This window comes from Bacillus sp. AR8-1 (assembly GCF_008042345.1).
Taxonomy (GTDB): Bacteria; Bacillota; Bacilli; order Bacillales; family Bacillaceae_G; genus Bacillus_A; species Bacillus_A cereus.
This window is the reverse complement of sequence record NZ_QNUB01000018.1, coordinates 12,892-35,298: the sequence shown is the minus strand read 5'-3', so window position 1 is coordinate 35,298 and position 22,407 is coordinate 12,892. Positions and strand designations below refer to the sequence as shown.

Below are 22,407 nucleotides of genomic sequence, written 5' to 3'. Positions count from 1 at the left end.
TAAAAAAACGTCCCTGCATATAATTATGCAGGGACGAAGAAATCGCGGTACCACCCTAGCTTGTGAAATGAATGCGTCACAAAATAAAGGGTCATATGATATGCGCTTATAAAATAAAAAACGCCCCTGCAATATATGCAGGGACGAAAAATTCGCGGTACCACCCTAAATTGTGAAACAGTGTCGTTTCACCACTCTTTAGACATAACGGTCTATAACCGTCTTTCACTACTCCTCACGTTTCGTAAAAGAAGCTCCAGGGGGTAATTCATAATTCGCTCTGTACTGGTTCGCACCGACCACCAGCTCTCTGAAATCAGAAATCGAAATACTACTAAATCCTATCAACGCCGATTCATATGATGTTAGTTAAATTTTTATCATATTTTCATCTTACATGTCAATAAAAATATTAAATGTTTTTTAGGGAAATAAAGGATAATTGTTTTTAAAGCTGTAAAAATGTACGTTATAATGAATTTGAAAGGGGGAGGAAAGAGTGAAGAAAAAAATAATTCTTTTTACCACTTTATTAGTTATTGGAGGAAGTGCTGGAATTTACACAGCTTTTGCGGCTGAATCAGAGCAGTTGAAACAAAAGCAAATACAACAGTCAGAAGTGAAGAAAGTAAAAGAAATAGAAGAGAAGAAATCAATGGAAAAAGCAGCAGAAAAACTAGGAGTTTCTACTGAGGGGAAAACAAAAGAAGAGGTTACGAAAGAAGTAAATACCGCTAGATTTGAGAAGCGTCATGATTTATTAATTGAGCACGCTAAGCAACTTGGAATTGATACAGAGGGGAAAAAAGATGAAGAAATTATTTTAGAAATTGGAAAGATACAGCATGGAAAGTAGAACAACTTATCGTATGATAAGTTGTTCTTTTTTAAGAACTATTTGATTTTAAAATAATTGACAGTCATTCGGATTTAATGTTAACTATATTTATAAACAAGTTAACATTAGGGGTGACAGTTGTGACAATAAATAGTAGAACGATTGAAAAATCATCTTATACATATGAAGAATTAGCAGAGAAAAATAAAGCTTACGTATGGCACCCATTTACACAAATGAAAGATTATTTAGAAGAAGATCCTGTCATTATTGAACGTGGAGAGGGAAGAAAACTATACGATGTAAATGGTAATGAATATTGGGATGGTGTTTCATCTATATGGTTAAATGTTCACGGACATCAAGTACCGGAATTAGATGAAGCAATTCGTGAGCAATTAAATAAAATTGCTCATTCTACTATGTTAGGACTTGCTAACGTTCCATCTATTTTATTAGCAGAAAAAATTATTGAGGTTGTACCAGATGGATTGAAGAAGGTATTCTATTCTGATTCAGGTTCTACCGCTGTTGAAATTGCAATTAAGATGGCTTTCCAATATTGGCAGCATAAAGGGAAAACAAAGAAACAAAGATTCGTTACATTAAAAGAAGCATATCACGGTGATACAATTGGAGCTGTTTCAGTAGGAGCAATAGACTTGTTTCACCAAGTGTATAGTTCGCTCTTATTTGATGCGATTAAAATGCCGTATCCATATACATATCGTTCTCCTTACGGAAATAATAAGGAGGAAATTGTAAAAAGCCATTTAGAAGAAATGGAAGAATTGTTGAAAGAAAAGCATGAAGAAGTAGCTGCCATCATTGTAGAGCCATTAATGCAAGGTGCTGGCGGAATGATTACAATGCCAAAAGGATATTTAAAAGGACTGCGCGATTTATGTACAAAGTACAATGTATTATTTATTACAGATGAGGTAGCGACTGGATTTGGGCGTACAGGGAAAATGTTTGCGTGTGAACATGAAAATGTGACGCCAGACATTTTAACTGCTGGGAAAGGTTTAACAGGTGGATATTTACCAATTGCAGTTACGGTAACGACAGATGAAATATATAATGCCTTCTTAGGAGAATATGAAGAACAAAAAACATTTTTCCATGGACATAGCTACACAGGTAATCCGTTAGGGTGTGCCGTAGCAATCGCGAATCTAGAACTATATGAAAAAACAAATTTAATAGAAGAAGTGGCACGTAAAACGGATTATGTGACAGCGCAATTAGAAAAGCTCTTTGTGTATAAACATGTAGGTGATATTCGTCAGTGCGGATTAATGGTTGGTATTGAGCTTGTGAAGAATAAGGAAACGAAAGAAGCGTTTGACTGGACAGAAAGAGTCGGTGTTCAAGTATGTAAACGCTCAAGAGAGCTGGGTATGATTTTACGACCGCTAGGTAACACGATTGTATTTATGCCACCACTTGCTTCTACTTTTGAAGAGATTGATGATATGTTACGCATTTTATATAAGGCAATCTCAGATGTTACGGAGGGAGAATAATGAGTGGTTTTTTCATAACAGCAACTGATACTGAAGTTGGAAAAACAGTAGTTGCAGGTGCTATAGCAGGTGTATTTAGAGAATTAGGATATAACGTAGGGGTATATAAACCGTTACAAAGTGGGCATGTTGCATCAAACCCTGAGGGAGATGCGGCAAGGTTAAAAGTACTATCAGGTGTACCGACACAAGAAAATGAAATTTGCCCTTATTCTATTGAAGAACCACTTGCTCCGAGACTTGCCATGAAAAGAGCTGGAAGAGTAGTAAAGTTAAAAGAAATTACTGATTACTATAATGAACTATTAAAAGAGTTTAATAGCTTATTTGTAGAAGGAGCAGGTGGGCTTGCTGTCCCATATACAGAAGATGCTTTAGTAATAGATTTTGCAACAGAATTACAGTTGCCTCTTATTGTAGTAGCTCGTCCTACATTAGGAACAGTAAATCATACAGTGTTAACGATTGCTTACGCAAAGGCGCATGGCTTAACCGTAGCGGGTGTCATTTTATCAGGTTGCAAAGAATGTGAAATGGAAAGAGTGCAAGAAAATAAAGAGATGATTGAAGAGCTGAGCGGGGTACCAGTTTTAGGATTATTACCATTCTTTGAAGGTGAGTTTACGAAAGAAGAAGTATTGGAATCTGCAAAAGAATATATTATGATTTCAAAATTAGAGGAGTTTATCCAAAATGAATCAAACGTGGCGGGCGCATCTTCAATCTAAATTACAACAATTACATGAGCAAGGGCAGTATCGAAATTTATATGTAACAGAGAAGGCAGAAGAGACTTGGCTTATTCGAGATAAAAAAAGGATGTTAAATTTAGCGTCAAATAATTATTTAGGGTTAGCTGGAGATGAAAGGTTAAAAGAAGCTGCTATTGCCTGTACAAAAAGATGTGGAACTGGAGCGACTGCCTCTCGTCTCGTTGTAGGAAATCATCCATTATATGAAGAGGTTGAGAGAAGCATATGTGACTGGAAAGGTACTGAAAGAGCTTTAATTGTAAATAGTGGGTATACGGCAAATATAGGTGCCATATCTTCTTTAGCCTCTCGGCACGATATTGTTTTTAGTGATAAGTTAAATCACGCAAGTATTGTTGATGGAATCATATTAAGCGGGGCAGAGCATAAAAGGTATCGTCATAATGATTTGGATCATTTAGAGAAGCTGTTGAAAACAGCGTCACCTGAAAAGCGGAAATTAATCGTAACTGATACCATTTTTAGTATGGATGGTGATACTGCTTATTTGAGAGATTTAGTACAGCTGAAAGAGAAATACGGGGCAATCATTATAGTCGATGAAGCACATGCGAGTGGAATATATGGAATCGGCGGAGCTGGGTTATCTCATATAGAAAAAAATCTTGCTCAAAAAATTGATATACATATGGGGACGTTTAGCAAGGCTTTAGGGTGTTATGGTGCGTATTTGACAGGTGATGAAATTTATATAGAGTATTTACAAAATATGATGAGAAGCTTTATTTTTACCACAGCTTTACCACCAAGTACGTTAGGAGCAGTGCAAAAAGCAATTGAAATTGTAAAAGAAGATAACGAAAGAAGAGAGAACCTTATAGCAAACGGAGAATACTTCAGAACTAAATTAAGGGATGCTGGTTTTGATATTGGGAATAGTTCAACTCATATTGTACCGATTGTAGTCGGTTCAAATGAACATGCTTTACGATTTAGTAAAAGGTTGCAAGAGGCAGGGATTGCGGCTATTGCAATTCGTCCGCCAACTGTGCCGGTTCATAGCTCTCGAATTCGCTTTGCAGTTACATCGCAACATACAATAGATGATTTAAAATGGGCTATTGATCGAATTATTCACATTGCGAAAGAAGAGGAGATTTTCGTATGAACGAGCTAAAGATTATTTTTATACCAGGATGGGGAATGGAAGAGAATATTTGGGATTTAGTATTTCCGTATTTTAAAGGATACCCTGTTCAAAGCATAGATTGGCGTAATGTGAAAGAACGAAGTGAATTTGCGGAACGAATTGTAGATGTAGCGCATAATGACAACGTAATTTTAGTTGGATGGTCACTAGGAGCGTTAGCAGCAGTTGAAGCTTATAAAAAGATTCAGGCAAAAGGCATCGTATTAATTGGTGGTACTGCTAAATTTACAAATACGAGCGACTACAGTAACGGATGGAATGCTTTGCATGTAGAACGGCTGAAAAGGAATTTGGCGAGAAGGAAAGAAGATACGCTCAAGCGGTTTTATGAAAATATGTTTACGAAAGATGAGCTAAAAGAGAATAAAAACTTTGAAGACATTGTAGACCGTTTTAAAGGTGATTCTATTCAGTCTTTACAACTAGGTTTGGATTATTTAATAGAAACAGATATGAGAGAAGAACTAAAAGAAATTAAAGTTCCTATACTACTTATTCACGGAGAACAGGATGTAATATGCCCATTGTCTGCGGCACGTAGTATGACGGAGAATAGCAGCAGCGAGCTGAAAGTAGTAAGTGATGCAGGTCATGCGTTATGTGTAACGAATTTTGAATATTGCGCAAATGAGGTAATTCAATTTATAGAGGGGATACGACATGATCAACAAAACGTTACTACAAAAACGGTTTAATGGGGCAGCCGTATCTTACGATCGATATGCAAATGTACAAAAAAAGATGGCACATTCATTACTTTCAATCTTAAAGGAACGATATAGTGAAACGGCATCAATACGTATTTTAGAACTGGGGTGCGGGACGGGGTATGTAACAGAGCAATTATCAAAGTTATTTCCGAAAGCACATATTACAGCAGTTGATTTTGCTGAAAGTATGATTGCAATTGCGCAAACTAGACAAAATGTAAAAAATGTAACGTTTCACTGTGAAGATATTGAGCGATTACGATTAGAAGAATCATATGATGTCATTATTTCAAATGCTACATTTCAATGGTTAAATAATTTACAACAAGTGTTAAGAAATTTATTTCAACATTTGTCTATAGATGGGATATTACTCTTTTCAACGTTTGGACATGAAACATTTCAAGAATTGCATGCTTCGTTCCAACGTGCGAAAGAAGAAAGAAATATAAAAAATGAAACATCGATTGGTCAACGTTTTTATTCGAAAGATCAGTTGCTTCATATATGCAAGATAGAAACAGGGGATGTGCATGTTTCTGAAACATGTTACATAGAGAGTTTTACAGAAGTTAAGGAGTTTCTACATTCTATTCGAAAAGTAGGAGCGACTAATAGCAATGAAGGATCATATTGTCAAAGTCCCTCACTCTTTCGTGCGATGCTGCGCATATACGAAAGAGACTTCACGGGAAATGAAGGGATAATGGCAACGTATCATGCTTTATTTATGCATATAACAAAAGAGGGGAAGAGATGAAATGAAACAAGTACAAACAAAAAGGGATTGGAAAAAACTTGCATACGACGTAGTGGAAGAGAAGATGATTACGAAAGAAGATGCAATAGCGATATTAGAAGCTGATGATACAGAAGTTCTAGAAATTATGAATGCAGCTTACATCATTCGTCATCATCACTTTGGTAAGAAAGTAAAATTGAATATGATTATTAATACGAAATCTGGATTATGTCCTGAAGATTGTGGATATTGCTCACAGTCTATTATTTCAGAAGCACCGATTGATAAATATGCATGGTTAACGCAGGAGAAGATTGTAGAAGGGGCACATGAAGCAATACGCCGTAAAGCAGGTACATATTGTATTGTAGCGTCTGGTCGTCGTCCGACGGATAAAGAGGTAAATCACGTAATTGGAGCAGTTAAGGAAATTCGTGAAACGACAGACTTGAAGATTTGTTGTTGTTTAGGTTTCTTAAATGAAGATCAAGCAGGACGTTTAGCGGAAGCGGGCGTGCATCGTTATAACCACAACTTAAATACACATGAAAATAATTACGATAGTATTTGTTCAACTCATACGTATGATGATCGTGTTGATACAGTTCAAAAAGCGAAACAAGCGGGCATTTCTCCATGCTCTGGAGCGATTTTTGGCATGGGAGAAACAATTGAAGAGCGTGCTGAAATTGCATTTGAATTACAACGTATAGATGCAGATTCTATCCCTTGTAATTTCCTTGTTGCTGTAAAGGGAACACCTCTTGAAGGGCAAAAAGAGTTAACGCCAGTAGAATGTTTAAAAGTACTGGCAATGATGCGTTTTGTAAACCCGACAAAAGAAATTCGTATTTCAGGAGGACGTGAAATCAATTTACGTTCTGTACAGCCAATCGGTTTATTTGCAGCAAATTCTATTTTTGTCGGGGACTACTTAACGACAGCTGGACAAGAGCCGACTGCAGACTGGGGTATGATTGCAGATTTAGGATTTGAGATTGAAGAGTGTGCATTATAAGATAGATGAAAAAGCAAACTTGTAAAAAGGTTTGCTTTTTTTGTAAATAAAATGTAATAAATAGTTGTGAACGCTTGATATTATTGGTTTTTGAGCGGAAAAAAGAATTTTTGTGGACGAATTTTCCAAGCCCTAGTTGTACATAGTAAATATGTAATTTATATTGGGTTGGAGGATTTTACATGTACAAATACATATTAGCGATTATGACTTGTTTAATTTTAATAAAAGCAATAAGTTCTGATCCAGTTAAGGCTGCTGAAAATCCTGAACAAAAAGAGATGCAACAAAGAATCGAACAACACTTTCGAACGAAAGCTGAACATTTTGGATTGAAAACGGAAGGAAAAGATTTAAAGGAAGTTAGAAAAGAAATTACTATTATAGAAGAAGCGAAAAAAAGAGAGAATGTATGGAGAACAGCACAAGCTCTTCATATAAAAACAGAAGGAAAAACGATGAATGAATTAATAAAAGATGTACAAAAAAAGGTGAAAAAATAAAAAGAGGCCGAAGCCTCTTTTTTTATGCCCATTGTTTTGATAAGTGAGCCATTTCAATTGCAGCAACAGCTGATTCATATCCTTTATTACCAGCTTTCGTACCTGCGCGTTCAATCGCTTGTTCAATTGTTTCTGTCGTTAATACGCCGAAAATAACTGGGATGTCCATTTGTAGTGATAAAGACGCAACACCTTTTGCTACTTCATTACAAACGTAATCGTAGTGAGTTGTAGCACCTCGGATTACAGTACCTAATGTAATAACAGCATCATACTTTCCGCTACTAGCCATCTTTTTAGCGATTAAAGGAATTTCAAATGCACCAGGAACCCAAGCAACATCAATATCATTTTCTTCTACACCGTGACGCTTTAATCCGTCTAAAGCGCCGCCAAGTAACTTACTTGTAATAAATTCGTTAAAACGTCCAACAACAACTCCAACTTTTAATCCTGTACCAACTAAATGACCTTCGAATACCATAATAAATCTCTCCTTTAATTATAAGTTTAGTAAGTGTCCTAATTTGTTTACTTTCGTTTGTAAATACGATTTATTCTCTTCTTTTGCTGGCATTTGCAACGGTACACGCTCGACTACTTCTAAATCGTAACCTTGTAAGCCAGCAATTTTTCTTGGGTTATTCGTTAATAATCGTAAACTTTGTAAACCTAAATCTTTTAATATTTGTGCTCCGATACCGTAATCACGAAGATCAGCAGGGAAGCCGAGTTTTTCATTTGCTTCTACAGTATCGAATCCTTCTTCTTGCAATTTATAAGCACGAAGCTTATTAAGAAGCCCAATGCCTCTTCCTTCTTGTCTCATATAAAGAAGAACACCTTTTCCTTCACGCTCAATTTGAGCAAGTGCTGCATGGAGTTGTGGTCCGCAATCGCAGCGATGTGAACCGAATACATCTCCTGTTAAGCATTCAGAATGAACACGCACAAGTACCGGTTCACCTATTGAAATATCACCTTTTACAAGTGCGATATGTTCTTTCGTATCTAATGAGTTAGAATAGCCAATTGCGTGGAAAGTACCGAAATCTGTAGGTAATGTAATTTCCACCTCTCTCGTCACAAGTGTTTCATGATGGCGGCGGTAAGCAATTAAATCTTCTATTGTAATCATTTTTATATCAAATTGTTTTGCGCATTCTATTAAATCAGGTACACGTGCCATCGTGCCGTCCTCATTTATAATCTCGCAAATAACTCCAGCTGGTTCGGCACCGCATAGCTTCGCTAAATCAACAGCAGCTTCTGTATGACCTGCACGACGCAGGACACCGCCTTCTTTCGCAATTAATGGAAAGATATGTCCAGGTCGATTGAAATCAGCGCCTTTTGATGCGGGGTTTAACAATTCTTGTATCGTAGTTGCACGTTCGTGAGCGCTAATCCCTGTTGTTGTAGAAACATGGTCAATGCTCACTGTAAACGCAGTATGATGTGAATCTGTATTATGAGATACCATTGGTTCTAATTGTAGACGTTCTGCGTACCCTGCTGTAATCGGTACACAAACGAGACCACGGCCATGTGTAATCATAAAATTAATTGTTTCTGGTGTAATGTACTCTGCTAAAGCAATAAAATCGCCTTCATTTTCTCGGTTTTCATCATCACATACGATAACGACTTTACCTTGTTTTAAATCTTCTAGAGCTTCTTCAATACGATGAAACATTATGCTTCCCCCTTATAGAAATCCGTTTTCTTGTAAAAAGCTTTCAGTCATTGAACCTACTCGTTTTGTAGGTTTAGTAATAAAGCGTTCGATATATTTACCAATCATGTCACACTCAATGTTTACGATATCTCCGGCATTTTTTTCTCCAATGACAGATTCGCTTACTGTGTGCGGGATGAGTGAAATCGTTATGGAAGATTCGTCTATATCAAATATCGTTAAACTCGTTCCATCAACAGCAATGGATCCTTTATGCAAACAATAGCGCAGCAGTTCATCAGAAATTGCTATTTTGTAATAGACGGCATTGTAATGTTGTTTTTTATTTAAAATCGTTCCGATGCCATCAATATGTCCTGAAACGAAATGTCCACCGAATCGTCCGTTTGCAGCCATTGCTCGCTCTAAATTTACTTTAGAGTGCGGTTTAAGCATGCGAAGTGATGTCGACTGCATCGTTTCAGGCATTGCATCAACTGTAAATGAATTAGTTGTAAAGCTTGTTACAGTTAAGCAAATACCGTTCACCGCGATACTATCACCTAAGTGAACATCTGATAAAATTTTCTTTGCATGAATCGTTAATTTCATCGCTTCTCCGCTTTGTTGCATGTTTGCTATCGTTCCTAATTCGTCTACAATTCCTGTAAACATTCCGTCACCTCGTTTCGGGCATTCGCAACAATTTTTATATCATCACCAATTTGTTTCATCTCTTGAATTTTCAAGGAAAGCGCATCTTGTAATTTTGAAAAACCATTTCCTCCAAATAAAGTAGGAGCATCTTTCCCACCAATTAATTTCGGGCTTATATAGGTTACAATTTCATTAAAATTGTTTGTTTTTAAGAAACTTGCATGAATCGATTGGCCACCTTCAACGAATAGAGAAAGAATTTGTTTTTCTCCAAGAAAGGAAAGAAGGTCCTCAATTTCTATATGCTTCGTTTCCATTTGGAATATAGCTATATTTTTAGATTCATAAGAAGATATCTTCTCTTTCTTTACATCCTTACCGACAATAATCCATGTCGGTGCTAAACCATCTGTTATAACATGAGAAGATGGTGGTGTTCGTAAATGGGTATCTAAAACAACGCGAATAGGATGTTTCCCACCATTTGGAATTCTTGTTGTTAAATGAGGATTATCAGCTATAACTGTATTCACTCCAACAAGAATTGCATCATGTATATGGCGATATTGGTGAACATCAGCACGTGCTTCTTCACCTGTAATCCACTTACTTTCACCAGTTACAGTTGCTGTTTTTCCATCTAAGCTCATCGCTGTTTTGATTGTTACAAAAGGGCGTTTCGTTTTCATGTAGTGAAAAAAGTAGCGATTTAATAAAACTGCTTCTGCTTCAAGAACACCGGTAGTTACTTCAATTCTAGCTTCCTCTAATCTTCTTTTTCCGTTACCAGAAACGAGCGGATTACAATCGAGAGTAGCAATTACAACACGCTTAACTCCTTTTTCGATGAGCAATTCACAACAAGGTGGTGTTTTTCCAAAGTGGCTACACGGTTCCAGTGTTACATAAACGGTAGCGTCTTTGGCGTTCTGACCAGCCATTTGAAGGGCATGAACTTCTGCGTGTTCTTCACCAGCCCGTAAATGAGCCCCCATACCAACGATGTTTCCATCTTTTACAACAACAGCACCAACCATAGGATTTGGACTTGTTTGTCCTGATGTTCCTTCTGCTAACTGCAGGGCAATCCTCATATATTCTTGATCTGTCATTTTCTTCACCTCTCCTAAAAAAATCAAAAAACCCCAAGGATTTAATATCCTTGGGGTTTGGGAGACGTGATTTCTAGAAATATAGTTTGAATACGAAAGCATAGGAAAGAAACCTAACGATAATTGATATTTCTGCATAAGGAAAAAACCTAGCAAAATATCGAATTTTTAAACGCTAGTTGTCTCTTTTTATTTCAGTATAAAAAATAAGTATAGAAAATTAAACATATATAAAGAATCAAAATGAATCTTTAAAAATATGCATACTGAAATAAAAGTGTATTCACTATATAAAAAACTAGAAACATATCCTTCTCCCATCCAGACTATACTGTCGGCCCTAGAGTTTCACTAGATCCACCGTTTTCGAGTTGAAAACGGGTCACGGACTTAGAAGTTTTCACTTCATCACCGCCGGTTGGGAATTTCACCCGACCCCGAAGGATGCTGTTTGCTCAAATTATAGCACAAAAAAAATAAAAGGCTAGTAAAAAATATTCGAATGTGAAGAATTGTGTGAAAATATATGCAGGCTGGAATGGAAATAAAAGTATTAGAAATGTTGTAAGGAGAAGGGATATAACGGAGTTGCTAAAAAGAAAAAACATGCACAAAAAAATGTGCATGTCACATGTAAAATTATTCTGCCTCTGGTACTCTAACAACAGACTCGAATTTACCTTTATGCGAAGCGTCGCAATAAGGCATATTTTTTGATAAACCACAACGGCATAAAGAAAATGCCGGTTTTGCTGGGAATACATTCCCTTGTGAGTCGACTAATTCCACGTCCCCTGTAACGCGAAAAGAGCCATTATCATTTACTTTAATTTGTACTTTTGCCAACGTTATCCCTCCTTCCCAAACGCTTAATTTCATCATATAATCAAGGGAAGTGCTTGGCAATATAAAGTGAAACTTTAATTAGTGGGGGAGGCATCCCCCACTAATTATTATTTGAACCAATCGGGCTTTTAGGGGCAGTTAATCTCCCGCCTAACTTCTTTGTTTCAGCCGAATTTTGAGGTGGGAGTTTTACTGCCCACAAATAGCGGGGAAAAAAGAGCACTTTGTTTGAGAAAGAAGAGAGTGTTATAATAGTTTTCATAACTGACTAGAGTAAGGTGACGAGAGATGGATAAACAATTACATACATTACGAAACATTGCAAATGAGCGCACGTGGGCATCATTTTTGAATGATAATCATCCATATAGTTTGTTACATTGGTCCATTGCAGGTGTAGGGCAAGAGGTAAAGGATGTTTGGTTACTTCAAGATGAAGTAACATTTCAAACGACAGAATTTCCAACGTTAGATGATGCAATGCAATGGATTTCTGAAAATATGGAACAAGTTACAGACGTTTTAGCGCAATAAAAAAACAGGCTTATGCAAGCCTGTTTTTTGTTTCTTTCACATATGTGTTTAAAAATTGATCGATGGCTGCTTCGTACTCTTCTTTATTTTCGTTATAAGAGCAAGCGTGTGCACCGTGTTCTGCAATATAAAGTTGCTTATTATTTTCTTTCGCTTCATATAACGCTTTTGTCATATCAGCTAAAATATAGTCGTCATCTTTACTATGAATAAAGAGAACGGGATTGTTAATGTTTTTTATACAGTCGATTGGTGAAACTTCACGAATTGTATAACCGTCACGAACTTTTAAAAATGCGTTTGCTAAAGGTAATAAAGGCCATTTTGGTAAATGGAATTCAACCTTTAAACGGTGCTGTAATTGTCCGTGAAAATCAGAGAAAGGACAATCTGCAATATAGAAATCAGCGCCATCTTCTACAAGTCCTGCGTATTGAAGAATTGTTGCGGCTCCCATAGATTCACCATGAATACCAAGTGTAATATTGGTTCCAAAACGGTTTTTTAGCCAGTCAACTACGGATTTCAAATCATGCTTTTCATAGTATCCATAGCTTGTTGTTTTTCCGCCAGTTTTACCATGACGACGATGATCGTAAATGAGGACATTATATCCCCTTTTTAAGAATAAGTTTGCATATTTTACAGAGTTTATTTTATTTACAGTTACACCGTGGCAAAAAACCATAAACTTATTGGAATGACCAGCAGGAATGTAATATCCGTGAAGGTCGTATCCGAATTGTGAAGGGATATGAATTTCTTCTTTATGAAGAGCATCAAAATCCTCTATACGAAAATGTTTTTTCGTTTCTCTTTCGAGTACTTCTTCCTCTGTTTTTTTCTTTAAGTACATCACTTTATTTGTAAAGAAAATCCCAAGGGCAGTTATTGCACCTAGTATAGTAAACAATGCTGCAAAAAAACGTTTCATACTTTACCTCATCCTCCAAATACCGTTACATGTGATACACTTATATTGTATCACAATGATATAAAAGGGGAGAAATAGGAAATGCTGCATATACAAAAAATTACGCCAGCGATGAAAGAAACAATCCGAATGTTCATGTGTAAGAACTGGGGAAGTTCATTGATGGTTTCACGTGGTAAGGGACATCAGTTAGAAGAGTTGCCAGGATTTGTTGCGCTCTCAGATGACAGAATAATCGGAATTATAACGTATGAAGTGACCGGAAATATGTGTGAAATTGTATCGCTAGATAGCTTTGAAGAAAGAAAAGGAATAGGGACGAAACTTGTGGATTGTGTATTACAAGTTGCAGAAGAAGAGCGGTGCAGAGAGGTTTGGCTTATTACAACAAATGATAATATGAATGCGTTACGATTTTACCAAAAACGTAATTTTGTAATGACTAATTTATATGTGAATGCGGTAGAGAAGGCACGAAAAATAAAGAAAGAAATTCCACGTATTGGATATGATAATATCCCAATTTTACATGAAATTCAGTTGGAGTATCATTTAGTCAAATGATGTAACAATTTTCAGAATTGTGAGTTATTAATCTTGACGGATAGTGTAATTTAGGTTACCGTAAAATTGTAATCTATTACCATATTAAGGGGTGACGATGTGGCAACTATACGTGATGTTGCAAAATTGGCAGGTGTTTCAGTCGCAACCGTTTCACGAGTTATTAATGAAAAAGGATACGTTCATGAGGACACAGTAAAACAAGTAAAGGAAGCAATTGAAGGATTACGTTATAGGCCAAACAGTGCAGTGAAGCCACTATTTAAAGAGAATTCAACGATAATTGCATTACTTGTAGATAATTTATGTAACCAATCAAACATCACTTTGCTACATTGTATTGAGGAAATAGCATATAAAGAAGGCTATCAAATCATTATTTGTAATATAGAGAATAAAGATAGATACATACATATGCTGAAGCAAAATAACATTGCAGGTGTTATTTTGACGAGAGCAGTTTTTAAAAGTGTAGGAGAAATTCCATTTCCGTTTGTTGTGATCGATGAGCAACAATCACATAGAAATTATTATGAAAGTGGACAGAGAGCTGTTTCTTTATTAAAAGAGAAAGGGTGTCACTTTCTTGCATATTTCGGTGAGGGAGAAGAAAGTGAAGAAATGGAAGATTATATAGCAGGGTTTTTAGACGCTGTTTGGGATGAAGGAATCTCTTATCGAGAAGAATGTGTACAAGGGTATACAAATAAACAATTTATTACATTATTGCAAAACAATCCGTATATAGATGGAATTGTAACCTCAAGTGATCAGATTGCTATTGAGTTAATTCGGTCAGCGAGATTTCTAAATATACATATACCAGATAAATTAAAAATTGTTGGACCTAATGGGAGCATAGAGTATGAATGGATAGGTTCATCACTACCGGCAATTGAAAGCTATGTCAAAGATAATGGAAAATTAGCTTTTCAACAATTAAAAGGAAAAATAAAAAAGTAAAAGGTGCGTTTTATACGCACCTTTTTATAATGTAATTGCGGCAATAAAACCAAATATAAGTAACGGTATATTGTAATGTAGAAAAGTGGGTACACATGTATCCCATATATGATGGTGCTGACCATCAGCATTTAAACCGGATGTTGGTCCAAGGGTACTATCCGATGCTGGAGATCCTGCGTCACCTAGTGCTCCGGCTGTACCGATAATTGCAATTGTGGCCATTGGACTAAATCCAAGCTGAATGCAAAGAGGTACAAAAATGGTTGTTAAGATAGGGATGGTTGAAAAGGATGAACCAATTCCCATTGTAACGAGAAGTCCAATAACGAGCATAAGAAATGCAGCGAGTGGTTTGTTATTTCCGATTATATGTGCACTCGTTTGCACCAGAGATTCAACATGTCCTGTTTTTCGAAGAACAGCGCCGAATCCAGCGGCAGCAATCATAACAAAGCCAATAAAGGACATCATACGCATTCCGCTTGTTAATATCGCATCTGCTTCTTTAAGTGGTAGACTGCCACTAACCGATAAGACGATAATACCTGCTAAAGCACCAAAAATCATTGATTCTGTTGTTAATTGAACAGTTAATGTAGCAATGATAGATAATAACCCGAAAGTAATGCTACGTTTTGTATAGGGAACGATTTCATTTTCGGTAGTATGAATTTGTTCTGTTTCATACGTACGAGGTTTTCGGTACGTAATGAATACCGCTACACATAATCCAATAATCATACCAATTGCTGGAATAGTCATTGCTTTTGGAATAAGTGTGACATCAAATGTAAGGCCGCTTTGCGCAGCGTTGGTTTGTAATACGTCATGATAAATTTTTCCGAATCCTGCAGGGATCCACATATAAGGAGTAATCAATCCAAATGTAATAATACATGTGACAAGTCTGCGATCCACTTTCAGCTCATTTAATACTTTTAAAAGTGCTGGAATTAAGATGGGGATGAAAGCAATGTGAACAGGAATCACATTTTGTGAGAAACAAGCCATCGTTAAAATAATGAATAAAATAAGTATTTTAGAATAAACTTGTTTTTTCGTGTCTTGTTCATTGCCAATCCATTTTAATGCAGTTTGAATCATAGCATCTGGAAGTCCTGTTTTGGAAAGGGAAATAGCGAAACCACCAAGCATTGCATAACTTAAAGCGATTGGAGCACTGTTTCCAAGACCAGTTGTAAAAGTGTTAATCGTTTCTGAAATACCGAGTCCGCCGATAATTCCGCCTGTTAAAGCTCCAACAATGATGGCGACAATGACCTGGACACGTAACAAACTAAGCAATAGCATAATTGCTACTGCGACGAGTACAGCGTTCATAATAAATGTAATCTCCCTAAATTTTTATTCTGTTAAGACAAGTAAATATGAAACATTTTGCGATGTTTATACATACTTGCGACATATTATTATAAAATGTTTTCTATGAAATGTAAAAGAGCCTTTTGTTACTAATGCTGAAAAGCTAGCTCTTGTTTAATTGATTGCAAAGAATTAGCGAATAATTCTGGTTCTTCTAAATCAGGAGAATGTGCTGAATTTGGGAACCAAATCATCTTTTTTATAGGCGCTTCAATAATATCGCAATATTCCTGAACGAGTGCATAAGGAGTTTGATAATCATAGCGACCAGAACAAAAATAAACTGGGATAGATAAACTTGAGATAGAAGAAAAGAAATCGATTTTCAGCATTTCTTCCCATAAAACGCCAGATTTTAAATTTCCTGCGAGAAACTTGAACCAATCTAATAGCGTATACTCAGGAGAAAAGAAACCTTTTCGTATGAAAGAAAAGGAAGATCCGTTTTGGATTGCGCCTCCAAATGTGCCAAGCCACTTTCTTTGAATAATGAGACGTCTCGTATCTAAAAATGGTGGTTTGCCTAATTTTAAAAGGGAAGCTAATGCTTTTTTATGATCATGTTTTTTTGCAGAATGAATTAAATGTTGATATAGCAATTCTTCATTTTGTTTCATATGTACAATTTGCCCAATACCGATGTAAGCCTCGATATACTTTGGATATTGATGTGCTATGTTAAGCCCAATAATACTTCCCCAAGAATGACCAGCGAGAAATAGTTTTTGTTTGTTGAACCTTTTAAGTACATATTGAATCACTTCTTTTGCATCGGAAACGAATTGTTCAATTGTGAAATTTGCTCCGAAATCTTTCATTGAAAAGGATTTACCAGCCCCGCGCTGATCCCAATTAATAACAATAAATTGCTTCTCTAATTCTTTTTGAAAATGGCGAATAAATCCGATTTGTGCCATCCCAGGTCCGCCGTGACAGCATAATAAAATAGGTTGCTCTACGTTTTGTCCACGCATAAGGAGAGTTTGTTTTCGATTATTTATCATAACGCTTTCTATCGTAGCGATACTATTAGGAATGAGTTGTTTGTTTTCGTTATAGAACTGAGGGGTGTAGCTACGAAAAAGCATATTGAAAACCTCCTTTTGTGAAATCGTATGAATCGCACAGGCTATTCATTTTGCATATACTGTTAGAAAATCATTGTAACATACCATACTAGTGTCATTTCAACACGGGAGGAGGGAAATTGTGACGATTGGAGAAATTATAGATGGTTTAAACAGACGTGAATCCATCGCTATTATAGCAAAACGTCTTGAAATAAGCCCGTATACATTATCGAAGAAATTAAGATTGATTGGATACGAATATGATGGAGAGCAGAAGAAACGTATTTTTGTAGGAGATGGAGAAGAACCACGTCACTTACAACTCCAAGAAGCGACCGCCCTTCAATATGAGAAAACAGATTATCAATTATTAATTTACGAGCAATTACAAAGCATTTATGAGTTACTAAGAAAAAGAGGCGAAGTAATTGCACCAATTATGAGTAAGAGTACAGAGAAAAAGAGACGAACCTTTTCTATTAATACAGAAATATTAGCAAGATTGGACCTTATATCAGAATCGAAAGGAATTCAAAAGTCTAAACTTGTAGAAGAGGCGTTGCAACAATTTTTACAGCAATATGAAGTTGACAAAACATCACATTTTGATAACTAAAGAAAAGGATACTATGTTCATTGGAAGAACGAGTATCCTTTTTATGATGTATATTACGTATAAAATAGAGGATCAGTACAAATCCTTTATGGCGTGAAAAATAAAATTTATTATTAGAGAAATACTTAATTTACTTTTTGAATTCTTCCATCAATAACTGGCTGAATTGGTTCTTTTAATTGTTTTACGTAATCGACTAACGCTTCAAAGTCGTTTGGACCAGTTTCTGCATTTTTACCATTTTTAAATGATACGAATCCGTCACCGCCAGAAGCTAAGAAGGCATTTGCAACTACGCTATACGTTTTAGATGGAGATAATTCTTCTCCGTTTGTTAAACGTATATTTGTAACTTTTTCACCGTTTGTTTTATTTGCATCCCACGTATATTGAATACCTGAAATTTGAAGCATTCTTGTTGTTCCTTTTTGCCATTGCTGATTTAAAATATCGCGAATGTCTTGACCTGTTAAATCTACTTTAATCAATTGATTTCCAAAAGGTTGAATGCCGTATAACTCACCCCACGTAATATCACCAGCATCTAAGTCATTACGAATGCCACCAGGATTCATGAGGGCGATTTGAGTTTGCATCGTTTGACGCTGAGCATCGGCAACTAAATTTCCAAGAGTGGACTCACCAGCATCATTTTGTTTACGGTCGATAGGTGCTGTAGATTTTCCGACCACTTCATTTACAAGTGGTGCGATTTTTTCTTTATATTGATCTAGTTTTTTCTTTACTTGTTTATCAGGTTCTACACCTTCATGATACGTTGTAACAACTTCAGCTTTTTTCTTTACAATATCCTTTGTTTTACGATCAATTGTTACATCCACGTCTGAGAAAGCCGTTCCGTATGAATTTGCTTGGACAATTAGTTTATTATTTACTGTACCATTTACATACGTATGACTATGTCCACCGAAAATAACATCAACTTCTGGGTCTGTTTCATTTGCAATTCGAGTAAGATCGCCATTTGTTACCCCAGACTCATCGGTTGTTCCACCGACATGAGCAAGAACGACGATCGATTTAACGCCGAGGCGTTTTAATTGTTGTGTTGATTTATTAATTGCTTCTACTTCATCAGTAATTTGTACATTTTTAAGCATCGTAGGCATAACAACATTTGGTGTATCAGTTGTAACAACACCAATGAATCCAACAGGAACACCATCTACCATTTTTACAGTAAATGGTGGTAAAAATAAGCGGCCAGTTGATTTGTTATAGAAGTTAGCAGCTACATAGGGGAAGTTAGCCCCTTTGAAATTCCCTGTTTTTTCATGATATCCACCGTAAATGAGGCGTTTCATTTCATCAATGCCTTCATCAAATTCATGGTTTCCGATTGTACCAACATCAAATTTTAAATCATTTAAAAATTCAATCGTCGGTTCATCTTGTAATAATGCTGAAACTGGTGGACTAGCTCCGACGATATCACCAGCATGTACAAGAAGTGTATTAGGGTTTTGTTTTTTATGTTCTTTTAAATAAGTAGCTAAGTAATCAGCGCCACCAGCTTCTTTATTATTGATTTTTTTAACAGTATCTAGTTGTCCATGGAGATCATTAATACCAAGCATTTGTACGTCTATGTAGCGGTTTTGTTCAGCTGGATTCTGAGATGGGGGAGCGGCAAATACGCTTGAAAAAGTAATGGTGCTTAAAACAGCAACGGCAGGAATAATTTTTTTCCACATAATATAATTCTCCTTTTTTTATAATCTGACATCATACGACATAATTTTAATAGATTCATAGGATTATAGCTACATAAAAATTTAGTCTTTTCGAAAAATTAACATATTTACAAAAAGTGAATAATAGAGTAAAGACCCTTTTTTATTGTCGATTTCATTGTGTATCTACTATAATGGAGAAAAAAGTAAAAGGTGAGTAGCATGAAGAAAAAGAAACAAAGACAAATGCAAAGACAATCACAAGTGAATCAACCAAAGAAAGAAACACTTACATTAGGCGATCAATTAAATGATTCACTCATGCAACAATTAAAGAGTAAGAAGAAAGAGTTGCAAGTGAGGGAAGAGGAAAAAGAGGCAGCTGAACTGGAAAGAAAGCGCCAAGAACAAAAAGAACGTGAAAAGAATAAATCATTTGAAGAACTGCTAAGTGAAAGTAACCTTACTTGGAAAGACTTTAAATAATAAAAAAATGATCAGTGAAATACCACTGGTCATTTTTTGACGAGCTTGTAAGAAAAGGGGAGTTAGAATGAGAAAAATTGTCGTTGTTCCACATGAAAACCATTGGAGTGAAAAATTTCAAATGGAGGCTAAAAGATTAAAATCAGCGATGCCAGAAACGGTAAAAATTCATCATATTGGAAGTACGTCAGTTCCCGGACTGGCAGCTAAACCTATTATTGATATGATTATGGAAGTAGAAAATATCGAAAGAGTAGATGGGTGGAATGAACGATTTATAGAGCTTGGTTACATCGTAAAAGGGGAAAATGGTATTTCAAGACGCCGATATTTTATTCATGGAACTGAAGAAAAACGCTCGTATCATTTACACGTGTTTGAAAAAGGAAATCCAGAGATAGTAAGGCATTTAGCATTTCGTGATTATATGATGGCTCATTGTGAAGAAGCAGAGGCATATGCAACCTTAAAGAAAGAATTAGCCGAAAAGTATACATATGATGGCGCGTTATATACGGAAGGAAAAAATGAGTTTGTGCGCAATGTGGATGAAAAAGCGAAAGAATGGAGAAAAAATAACGTGAATGAATGAGTTCACGCTATTTTTTAGCTATATAAAAGTGTTATGTAAACTGTACGTATGTTTTGACTTTTGGGATGAATCTTGTTGAAATAAAATTGTGGCTTATAAAAAATGTAACAATGAAAGGGAGACGACTGTGCATATTCCAACAACTACACTTCATAATGGCGTGAAAATGCCGATGATTGGTCTAGGCGTATATAAAGCGAAAGAAGGAGACGAAGTAAAGCAAGCAGTAAAAACAGCGTTAGAAGTTGGATACCGTTCGATTGATACAGCAACTGTATATGAAAATGAAAGCGGTGTCGGAGAGGCGATACGTGAATCAGGAATTCCAAGAGAAGATATATTTATTACAACAAAAGTATGGAACGACGATCAAGGATATGAGGAGACACTCGAGGCGTTTGAAAAGAGTTTGAAAAAATTACAAATGGACTATGTAGATTTATATTTAATACATTGGCCGGTAAGAGGGAAGTATGTTGATACGTACCGAGCTTTAGAGAAATTGTATGAAGAAGGTAAAGTGCGTGCGATTGGTGTTTCTAATTTTCATAAACATCATTTAGAACTATTATTACCAAATTGCAAAGTGAAGCCGATGGTAAACCAAGTGGAACTTCATCCGATGTTGACGCAATTTGAGTTGTGCAATTATTGTCAAGATGAGCAAATTCAAATGGAAGCATGGAGTCCGTTAATGAGGGGCGGAGAAGTATTCCAGCATCCAATCATTCAGGCTATTGCTAACAAATATGAAAAAACACCTGCACAAGTTATATTAAGGTGGGATATTCAAAGCGGGATTGTGACGATTCCTAAATCTGTTACACCATCTCGCATTAAAGAAAACTTTACTATTTTTGATTTTGCACTAAATGAAGAAGAGATACGTCAAATTAACACGTTGAATCGTGATTTACATGTAGGAACGAATCCTGATAAATATGATACGTTATAAAAAAGACTGTCTCCTAATACTGGAGGCAGTCTTCTGTTTTATCGGTAATTCGATATTTTTAACGATGCAAAGCATATGTGTCATATTTAACAATCTTTTGAAGTTGTATATATTCTTCTTTTGTTAAAGGTAACTGTTGGCTAGCTCGTATATTTTCCTGTAATTGTTGAAGAGAGCTTGCACCAGGTATAACAGCTGCAACAGTCTTATTATGTAAGCAATATTGAATAGCTGTTCCTGTTAAAGAGCGTTCTCCAATCATTTCTTTTACACTTGCTAGAGTTGCATGTAATTCATCGTAAGAATAAGAGAGATAATCCTTTTCCTTTACTCTTTCTATCTTTCTTGCATTATTGTCAGTTAAAATTCCTTTTGCAAGTGGCCCGCGGGCAATGACGCTAATTTGGTGTTCATTTAGAAGGGGGAACCATTCTTCTGGACGACGATTTAAAAGGTTATATTCCATTAGTACACTAACGATGTTTGAGCGTTTTGCATATTCACGAACGACATTTGGGCGTATAGAAGAAATACCGTAATGGCGAATAATACCTTCCTTTTTCAATTCTTCAAAAGCTTCAATTGTTTCATCTATTGGATCTTCAATTGTTCCGCCATGAAGTTGGTAAAGGTCAATATAATCAGTTTGAAGTCTACGTAAACTTTCCTTTACTTCAGTCTTTATGTAAGCTTTAGAAGGATCCCAAGACCAGCCATTTTTTTCTTCTGTCCAACGATTTCCAACCTTCGTTGTAAGTACAATTTGGTCTCTTCTTCCCTTCAAGGCTTTTCCAACAAATTCTTCATTTAATCCGTAATCATATAAATCTGCTGTATCAAAAAAATTAATTCCTAAATCGATAGCTTCATCGATAATATGCATAGCTTCTGTTTCAGATGTACCGAGAGACATACAGCCAAGGCCCATTTCTGTAACAAACAAATCTGAGTTTCCTAATTGACGTTTTTTCATAGGTCAACCTCCTTACCTTTATTGTACGAGAGGGAAAAGAGGTTGACAAACGTTTCCTTTTCGCTTCGCATTAACTGCCCGTAA

The 22,407-nt window shown here is 36.0% G+C and carries 25 protein-coding genes, 1 riboswitch and 1 other annotated feature; of the genes, 15 read left to right on the top strand and 10 right to left on the bottom strand.

From position 1 onward, the window contains the following. Window positions 1–136: 136 nt before the first annotated feature. Window positions 137–357: a binding site (T-box leader), on the bottom strand. A 142-nt stretch (window positions 358–499) separates the two neighbouring features. The 8 genes from DN400_RS13465 to DN400_RS13430 all read left to right on the top strand — a co-directional run bounded on the left by DN400_RS13465 (window position 500) and on the right by DN400_RS13430 (window position 7,263). After that, window positions 500–856, top strand: coding sequence for a hypothetical protein (locus DN400_RS13465; protein WP_000726902.1), 357 nt, complete (start codon window positions 500–502; stop codon window positions 854–856). 77 nt (window positions 857–933) lie between these two features. Continuing rightward, window positions 934–2,367: an adenosylmethionine--8-amino-7-oxononanoate transaminase gene (gene bioA / locus DN400_RS13460; RefSeq protein WP_061659912.1), complete on the top strand. Its 1,434-nt coding sequence runs from the start codon at window positions 934–936 to the stop codon at window positions 2,365–2,367. Next, entirely contained in the window at window positions 2,367–3,095 is a 729-nt protein-coding gene (gene bioD / locus DN400_RS13455; protein ID WP_000012479.1) for a dethiobiotin synthase, read from the top strand. The genes bioA and bioD overlap by 1 nt, the downstream gene beginning before the upstream one ends. Then, window positions 3,061–4,248, top strand: a complete 1,188-nt coding sequence (gene bioF, locus DN400_RS13450; RefSeq protein WP_001077298.1) for an 8-amino-7-oxononanoate synthase — start codon at window positions 3,061–3,063, stop codon at window positions 4,246–4,248. Before bioD ends, bioF begins: the two co-directional genes overlap by 35 nt. Next, a complete protein-coding gene (locus DN400_RS13445; protein ID WP_147801713.1) occupies window positions 4,245–4,985 on the top strand; it encodes an alpha/beta fold hydrolase in 741 nt (246 codons plus the stop codon). Before bioF ends, DN400_RS13445 begins: the two co-directional genes overlap by 4 nt. Beyond that, window positions 4,951–5,760 (top strand): malonyl-ACP O-methyltransferase BioC, encoded by an 810-nt coding sequence (bioC, locus tag DN400_RS13440; RefSeq protein ID WP_000608912.1) that lies wholly within the window; start codon window positions 4,951–4,953, stop codon window positions 5,758–5,760. Before DN400_RS13445 ends, bioC begins: the two co-directional genes overlap by 35 nt. 1 nt (window position 5,761) lies before the next feature. Further along, window positions 5,762–6,760 (top strand): biotin synthase, encoded by a 999-nt coding sequence (gene bioB, locus DN400_RS13435; RefSeq protein WP_000815858.1) that lies wholly within the window; start codon window positions 5,762–5,764, stop codon window positions 6,758–6,760. Between the two features lie 182 nt (window positions 6,761–6,942). After that, window positions 6,943–7,263 carry a hypothetical protein gene (locus DN400_RS13430; protein ID WP_000280032.1) on the top strand — a complete coding sequence of 107 codons (321 nt, stop codon included), beginning with the start codon at window positions 6,943–6,945 and terminating at the stop codon, window positions 7,261–7,263. A gap of 22 nt (window positions 7,264–7,285) precedes the next feature. On the opposite strand, the gene ribH is transcribed toward DN400_RS13430, so the two are convergent. From ribH to DN400_RS13405, 5 genes are all read right to left on the bottom strand, one after another. Further along, the gene (ribH, locus tag DN400_RS13425) at window positions 7,286–7,747 is read right to left on the bottom strand and encodes a 6,7-dimethyl-8-ribityllumazine synthase (protein WP_000230895.1); all 462 of its coding nucleotides are present in this window, start codon (window positions 7,745–7,747) and stop codon (window positions 7,286–7,288) included. A gap of 18 nt (window positions 7,748–7,765) precedes the next feature. After that, complete coding sequence (ribBA, locus tag DN400_RS13420; protein WP_000468981.1) at window positions 7,766–8,959, bottom strand: bifunctional 3,4-dihydroxy-2-butanone 4-phosphate synthase/GTP cyclohydrolase II; 1,194 nt, start codon at window positions 8,957–8,959, stop codon at window positions 7,766–7,768. A 12-nt stretch (window positions 8,960–8,971) separates the two neighbouring features. Then, window positions 8,972–9,616: a riboflavin synthase subunit alpha gene (ribE, locus tag DN400_RS13415; RefSeq protein ID WP_000493869.1), complete on the bottom strand. Its 645-nt coding sequence runs from the start codon at window positions 9,614–9,616 to the stop codon at window positions 8,972–8,974. Then, window positions 9,598–10,710 (bottom strand): bifunctional diaminohydroxyphosphoribosylaminopyrimidine deaminase/5-amino-6-(5-phosphoribosylamino)uracil reductase RibD, encoded by a 1,113-nt coding sequence (ribD, locus tag DN400_RS13410; RefSeq protein WP_000131984.1) that lies wholly within the window; start codon window positions 10,708–10,710, stop codon window positions 9,598–9,600. Before ribD ends, ribE begins: the two co-directional genes overlap by 19 nt. Window positions 10,711–11,015: 305 nt before the next feature. Beyond that, window positions 11,016–11,159, bottom strand: a riboswitch (FMN riboswitch). A 190-nt stretch (window positions 11,160–11,349) separates the two neighbouring features. Beyond that, window positions 11,350–11,556, bottom strand: coding sequence for a CDGSH iron-sulfur domain-containing protein (locus DN400_RS13405; RefSeq protein WP_147801712.1), 207 nt, complete (start codon window positions 11,554–11,556; stop codon window positions 11,350–11,352). Between the two features lie 288 nt (window positions 11,557–11,844). On the opposite strand from DN400_RS13405, the gene DN400_RS13395 reads away from it, so the two are divergent. Further along, a complete protein-coding gene (locus DN400_RS13395) occupies window positions 11,845–12,090 on the top strand; it encodes a DUF2552 family protein (RefSeq protein WP_000360796.1) in 246 nt (81 codons plus the stop codon). 10 nt (window positions 12,091–12,100) lie between these two features. On the opposite strand, the gene DN400_RS13390 is transcribed toward DN400_RS13395, so the two are convergent. Beyond that, the gene (locus DN400_RS13390; RefSeq protein ID WP_000819228.1) at window positions 12,101–13,024 is read right to left on the bottom strand and encodes an alpha/beta hydrolase; all 924 of its coding nucleotides are present in this window, start codon (window positions 13,022–13,024) and stop codon (window positions 12,101–12,103) included. Between the two features lie 81 nt (window positions 13,025–13,105). Here DN400_RS13390 and DN400_RS13385 point away from each other — a divergent pair, with 81 nt between their 5' ends. Beyond that, complete coding sequence (locus DN400_RS13385) at window positions 13,106–13,588, top strand: GNAT family N-acetyltransferase (RefSeq protein WP_071729727.1); 483 nt, start codon at window positions 13,106–13,108, stop codon at window positions 13,586–13,588. Between the two features lie 99 nt (window positions 13,589–13,687). After that, window positions 13,688–14,551 carry a LacI family DNA-binding transcriptional regulator gene (locus tag DN400_RS13380; RefSeq protein ID WP_147801711.1) on the top strand — a complete coding sequence of 288 codons (864 nt, stop codon included), beginning with the start codon at window positions 13,688–13,690 and terminating at the stop codon, window positions 14,549–14,551. Window positions 14,552–14,575: 24 nt separating this feature from the next. Here DN400_RS13380 and DN400_RS13375 read toward each other — a convergent pair whose 3' ends face one another. Beyond that, complete coding sequence (locus tag DN400_RS13375; protein WP_000994810.1) at window positions 14,576–15,895, bottom strand: Na+/H+ antiporter family protein; 1,320 nt, start codon at window positions 15,893–15,895, stop codon at window positions 14,576–14,578. Window positions 15,896–16,026: 131 nt separating this feature from the next. Further along, window positions 16,027–17,025 carry an alpha/beta fold hydrolase gene (locus DN400_RS13370; protein ID WP_147801710.1) on the bottom strand — a complete coding sequence of 333 codons (999 nt, stop codon included), beginning with the start codon at window positions 17,023–17,025 and terminating at the stop codon, window positions 16,027–16,029. A 121-nt stretch (window positions 17,026–17,146) separates the two neighbouring features. Between DN400_RS13370 and DN400_RS13365 the strand changes: the two genes are divergently transcribed. Continuing rightward, entirely contained in the window at window positions 17,147–17,623 is a 477-nt protein-coding gene (locus tag DN400_RS13365; RefSeq protein ID WP_000151933.1) for a ribbon-helix-helix domain-containing protein, read from the top strand. A 125-nt stretch (window positions 17,624–17,748) separates the two neighbouring features. Here the strand turns inward: DN400_RS13365 and DN400_RS13360 are convergent, their stop codons facing one another. After that, window positions 17,749–19,338: a bifunctional metallophosphatase/5'-nucleotidase gene (locus DN400_RS13360; RefSeq protein WP_090977121.1), complete on the bottom strand. Its 1,590-nt coding sequence runs from the start codon at window positions 19,336–19,338 to the stop codon at window positions 17,749–17,751. A gap of 201 nt (window positions 19,339–19,539) precedes the next feature. On the opposite strand from DN400_RS13360, the gene DN400_RS13355 reads away from it, so the two are divergent. From DN400_RS13355 to DN400_RS13345, 3 genes are all read left to right on the top strand, one after another. Further along, window positions 19,540–19,803 carry a YqkE family protein gene (locus tag DN400_RS13355; protein ID WP_000727561.1) on the top strand — a complete coding sequence of 88 codons (264 nt, stop codon included), beginning with the start codon at window positions 19,540–19,542 and terminating at the stop codon, window positions 19,801–19,803. Window positions 19,804–19,870: 67 nt separating this feature from the next. After that, window positions 19,871–20,395 carry a GrpB family protein gene (locus tag DN400_RS13350; protein WP_001227186.1) on the top strand — a complete coding sequence of 175 codons (525 nt, stop codon included), beginning with the start codon at window positions 19,871–19,873 and terminating at the stop codon, window positions 20,393–20,395. Window positions 20,396–20,522: 127 nt separating this feature from the next. Next, on the top strand, window positions 20,523–21,350 hold the full coding sequence (locus tag DN400_RS13345; RefSeq protein ID WP_147801709.1) for an aldo/keto reductase: 828 nt from the start codon (window positions 20,523–20,525) through the stop codon (window positions 21,348–21,350). Between the two features lie 58 nt (window positions 21,351–21,408). On the opposite strand, the gene DN400_RS13340 is transcribed toward DN400_RS13345, so the two are convergent. Then, window positions 21,409–22,323: an aldo/keto reductase gene (locus tag DN400_RS13340; RefSeq protein ID WP_000747210.1), complete on the bottom strand. Its 915-nt coding sequence runs from the start codon at window positions 22,321–22,323 to the stop codon at window positions 21,409–21,411. Window positions 22,324–22,407 lie beyond the last annotated feature (84 nt).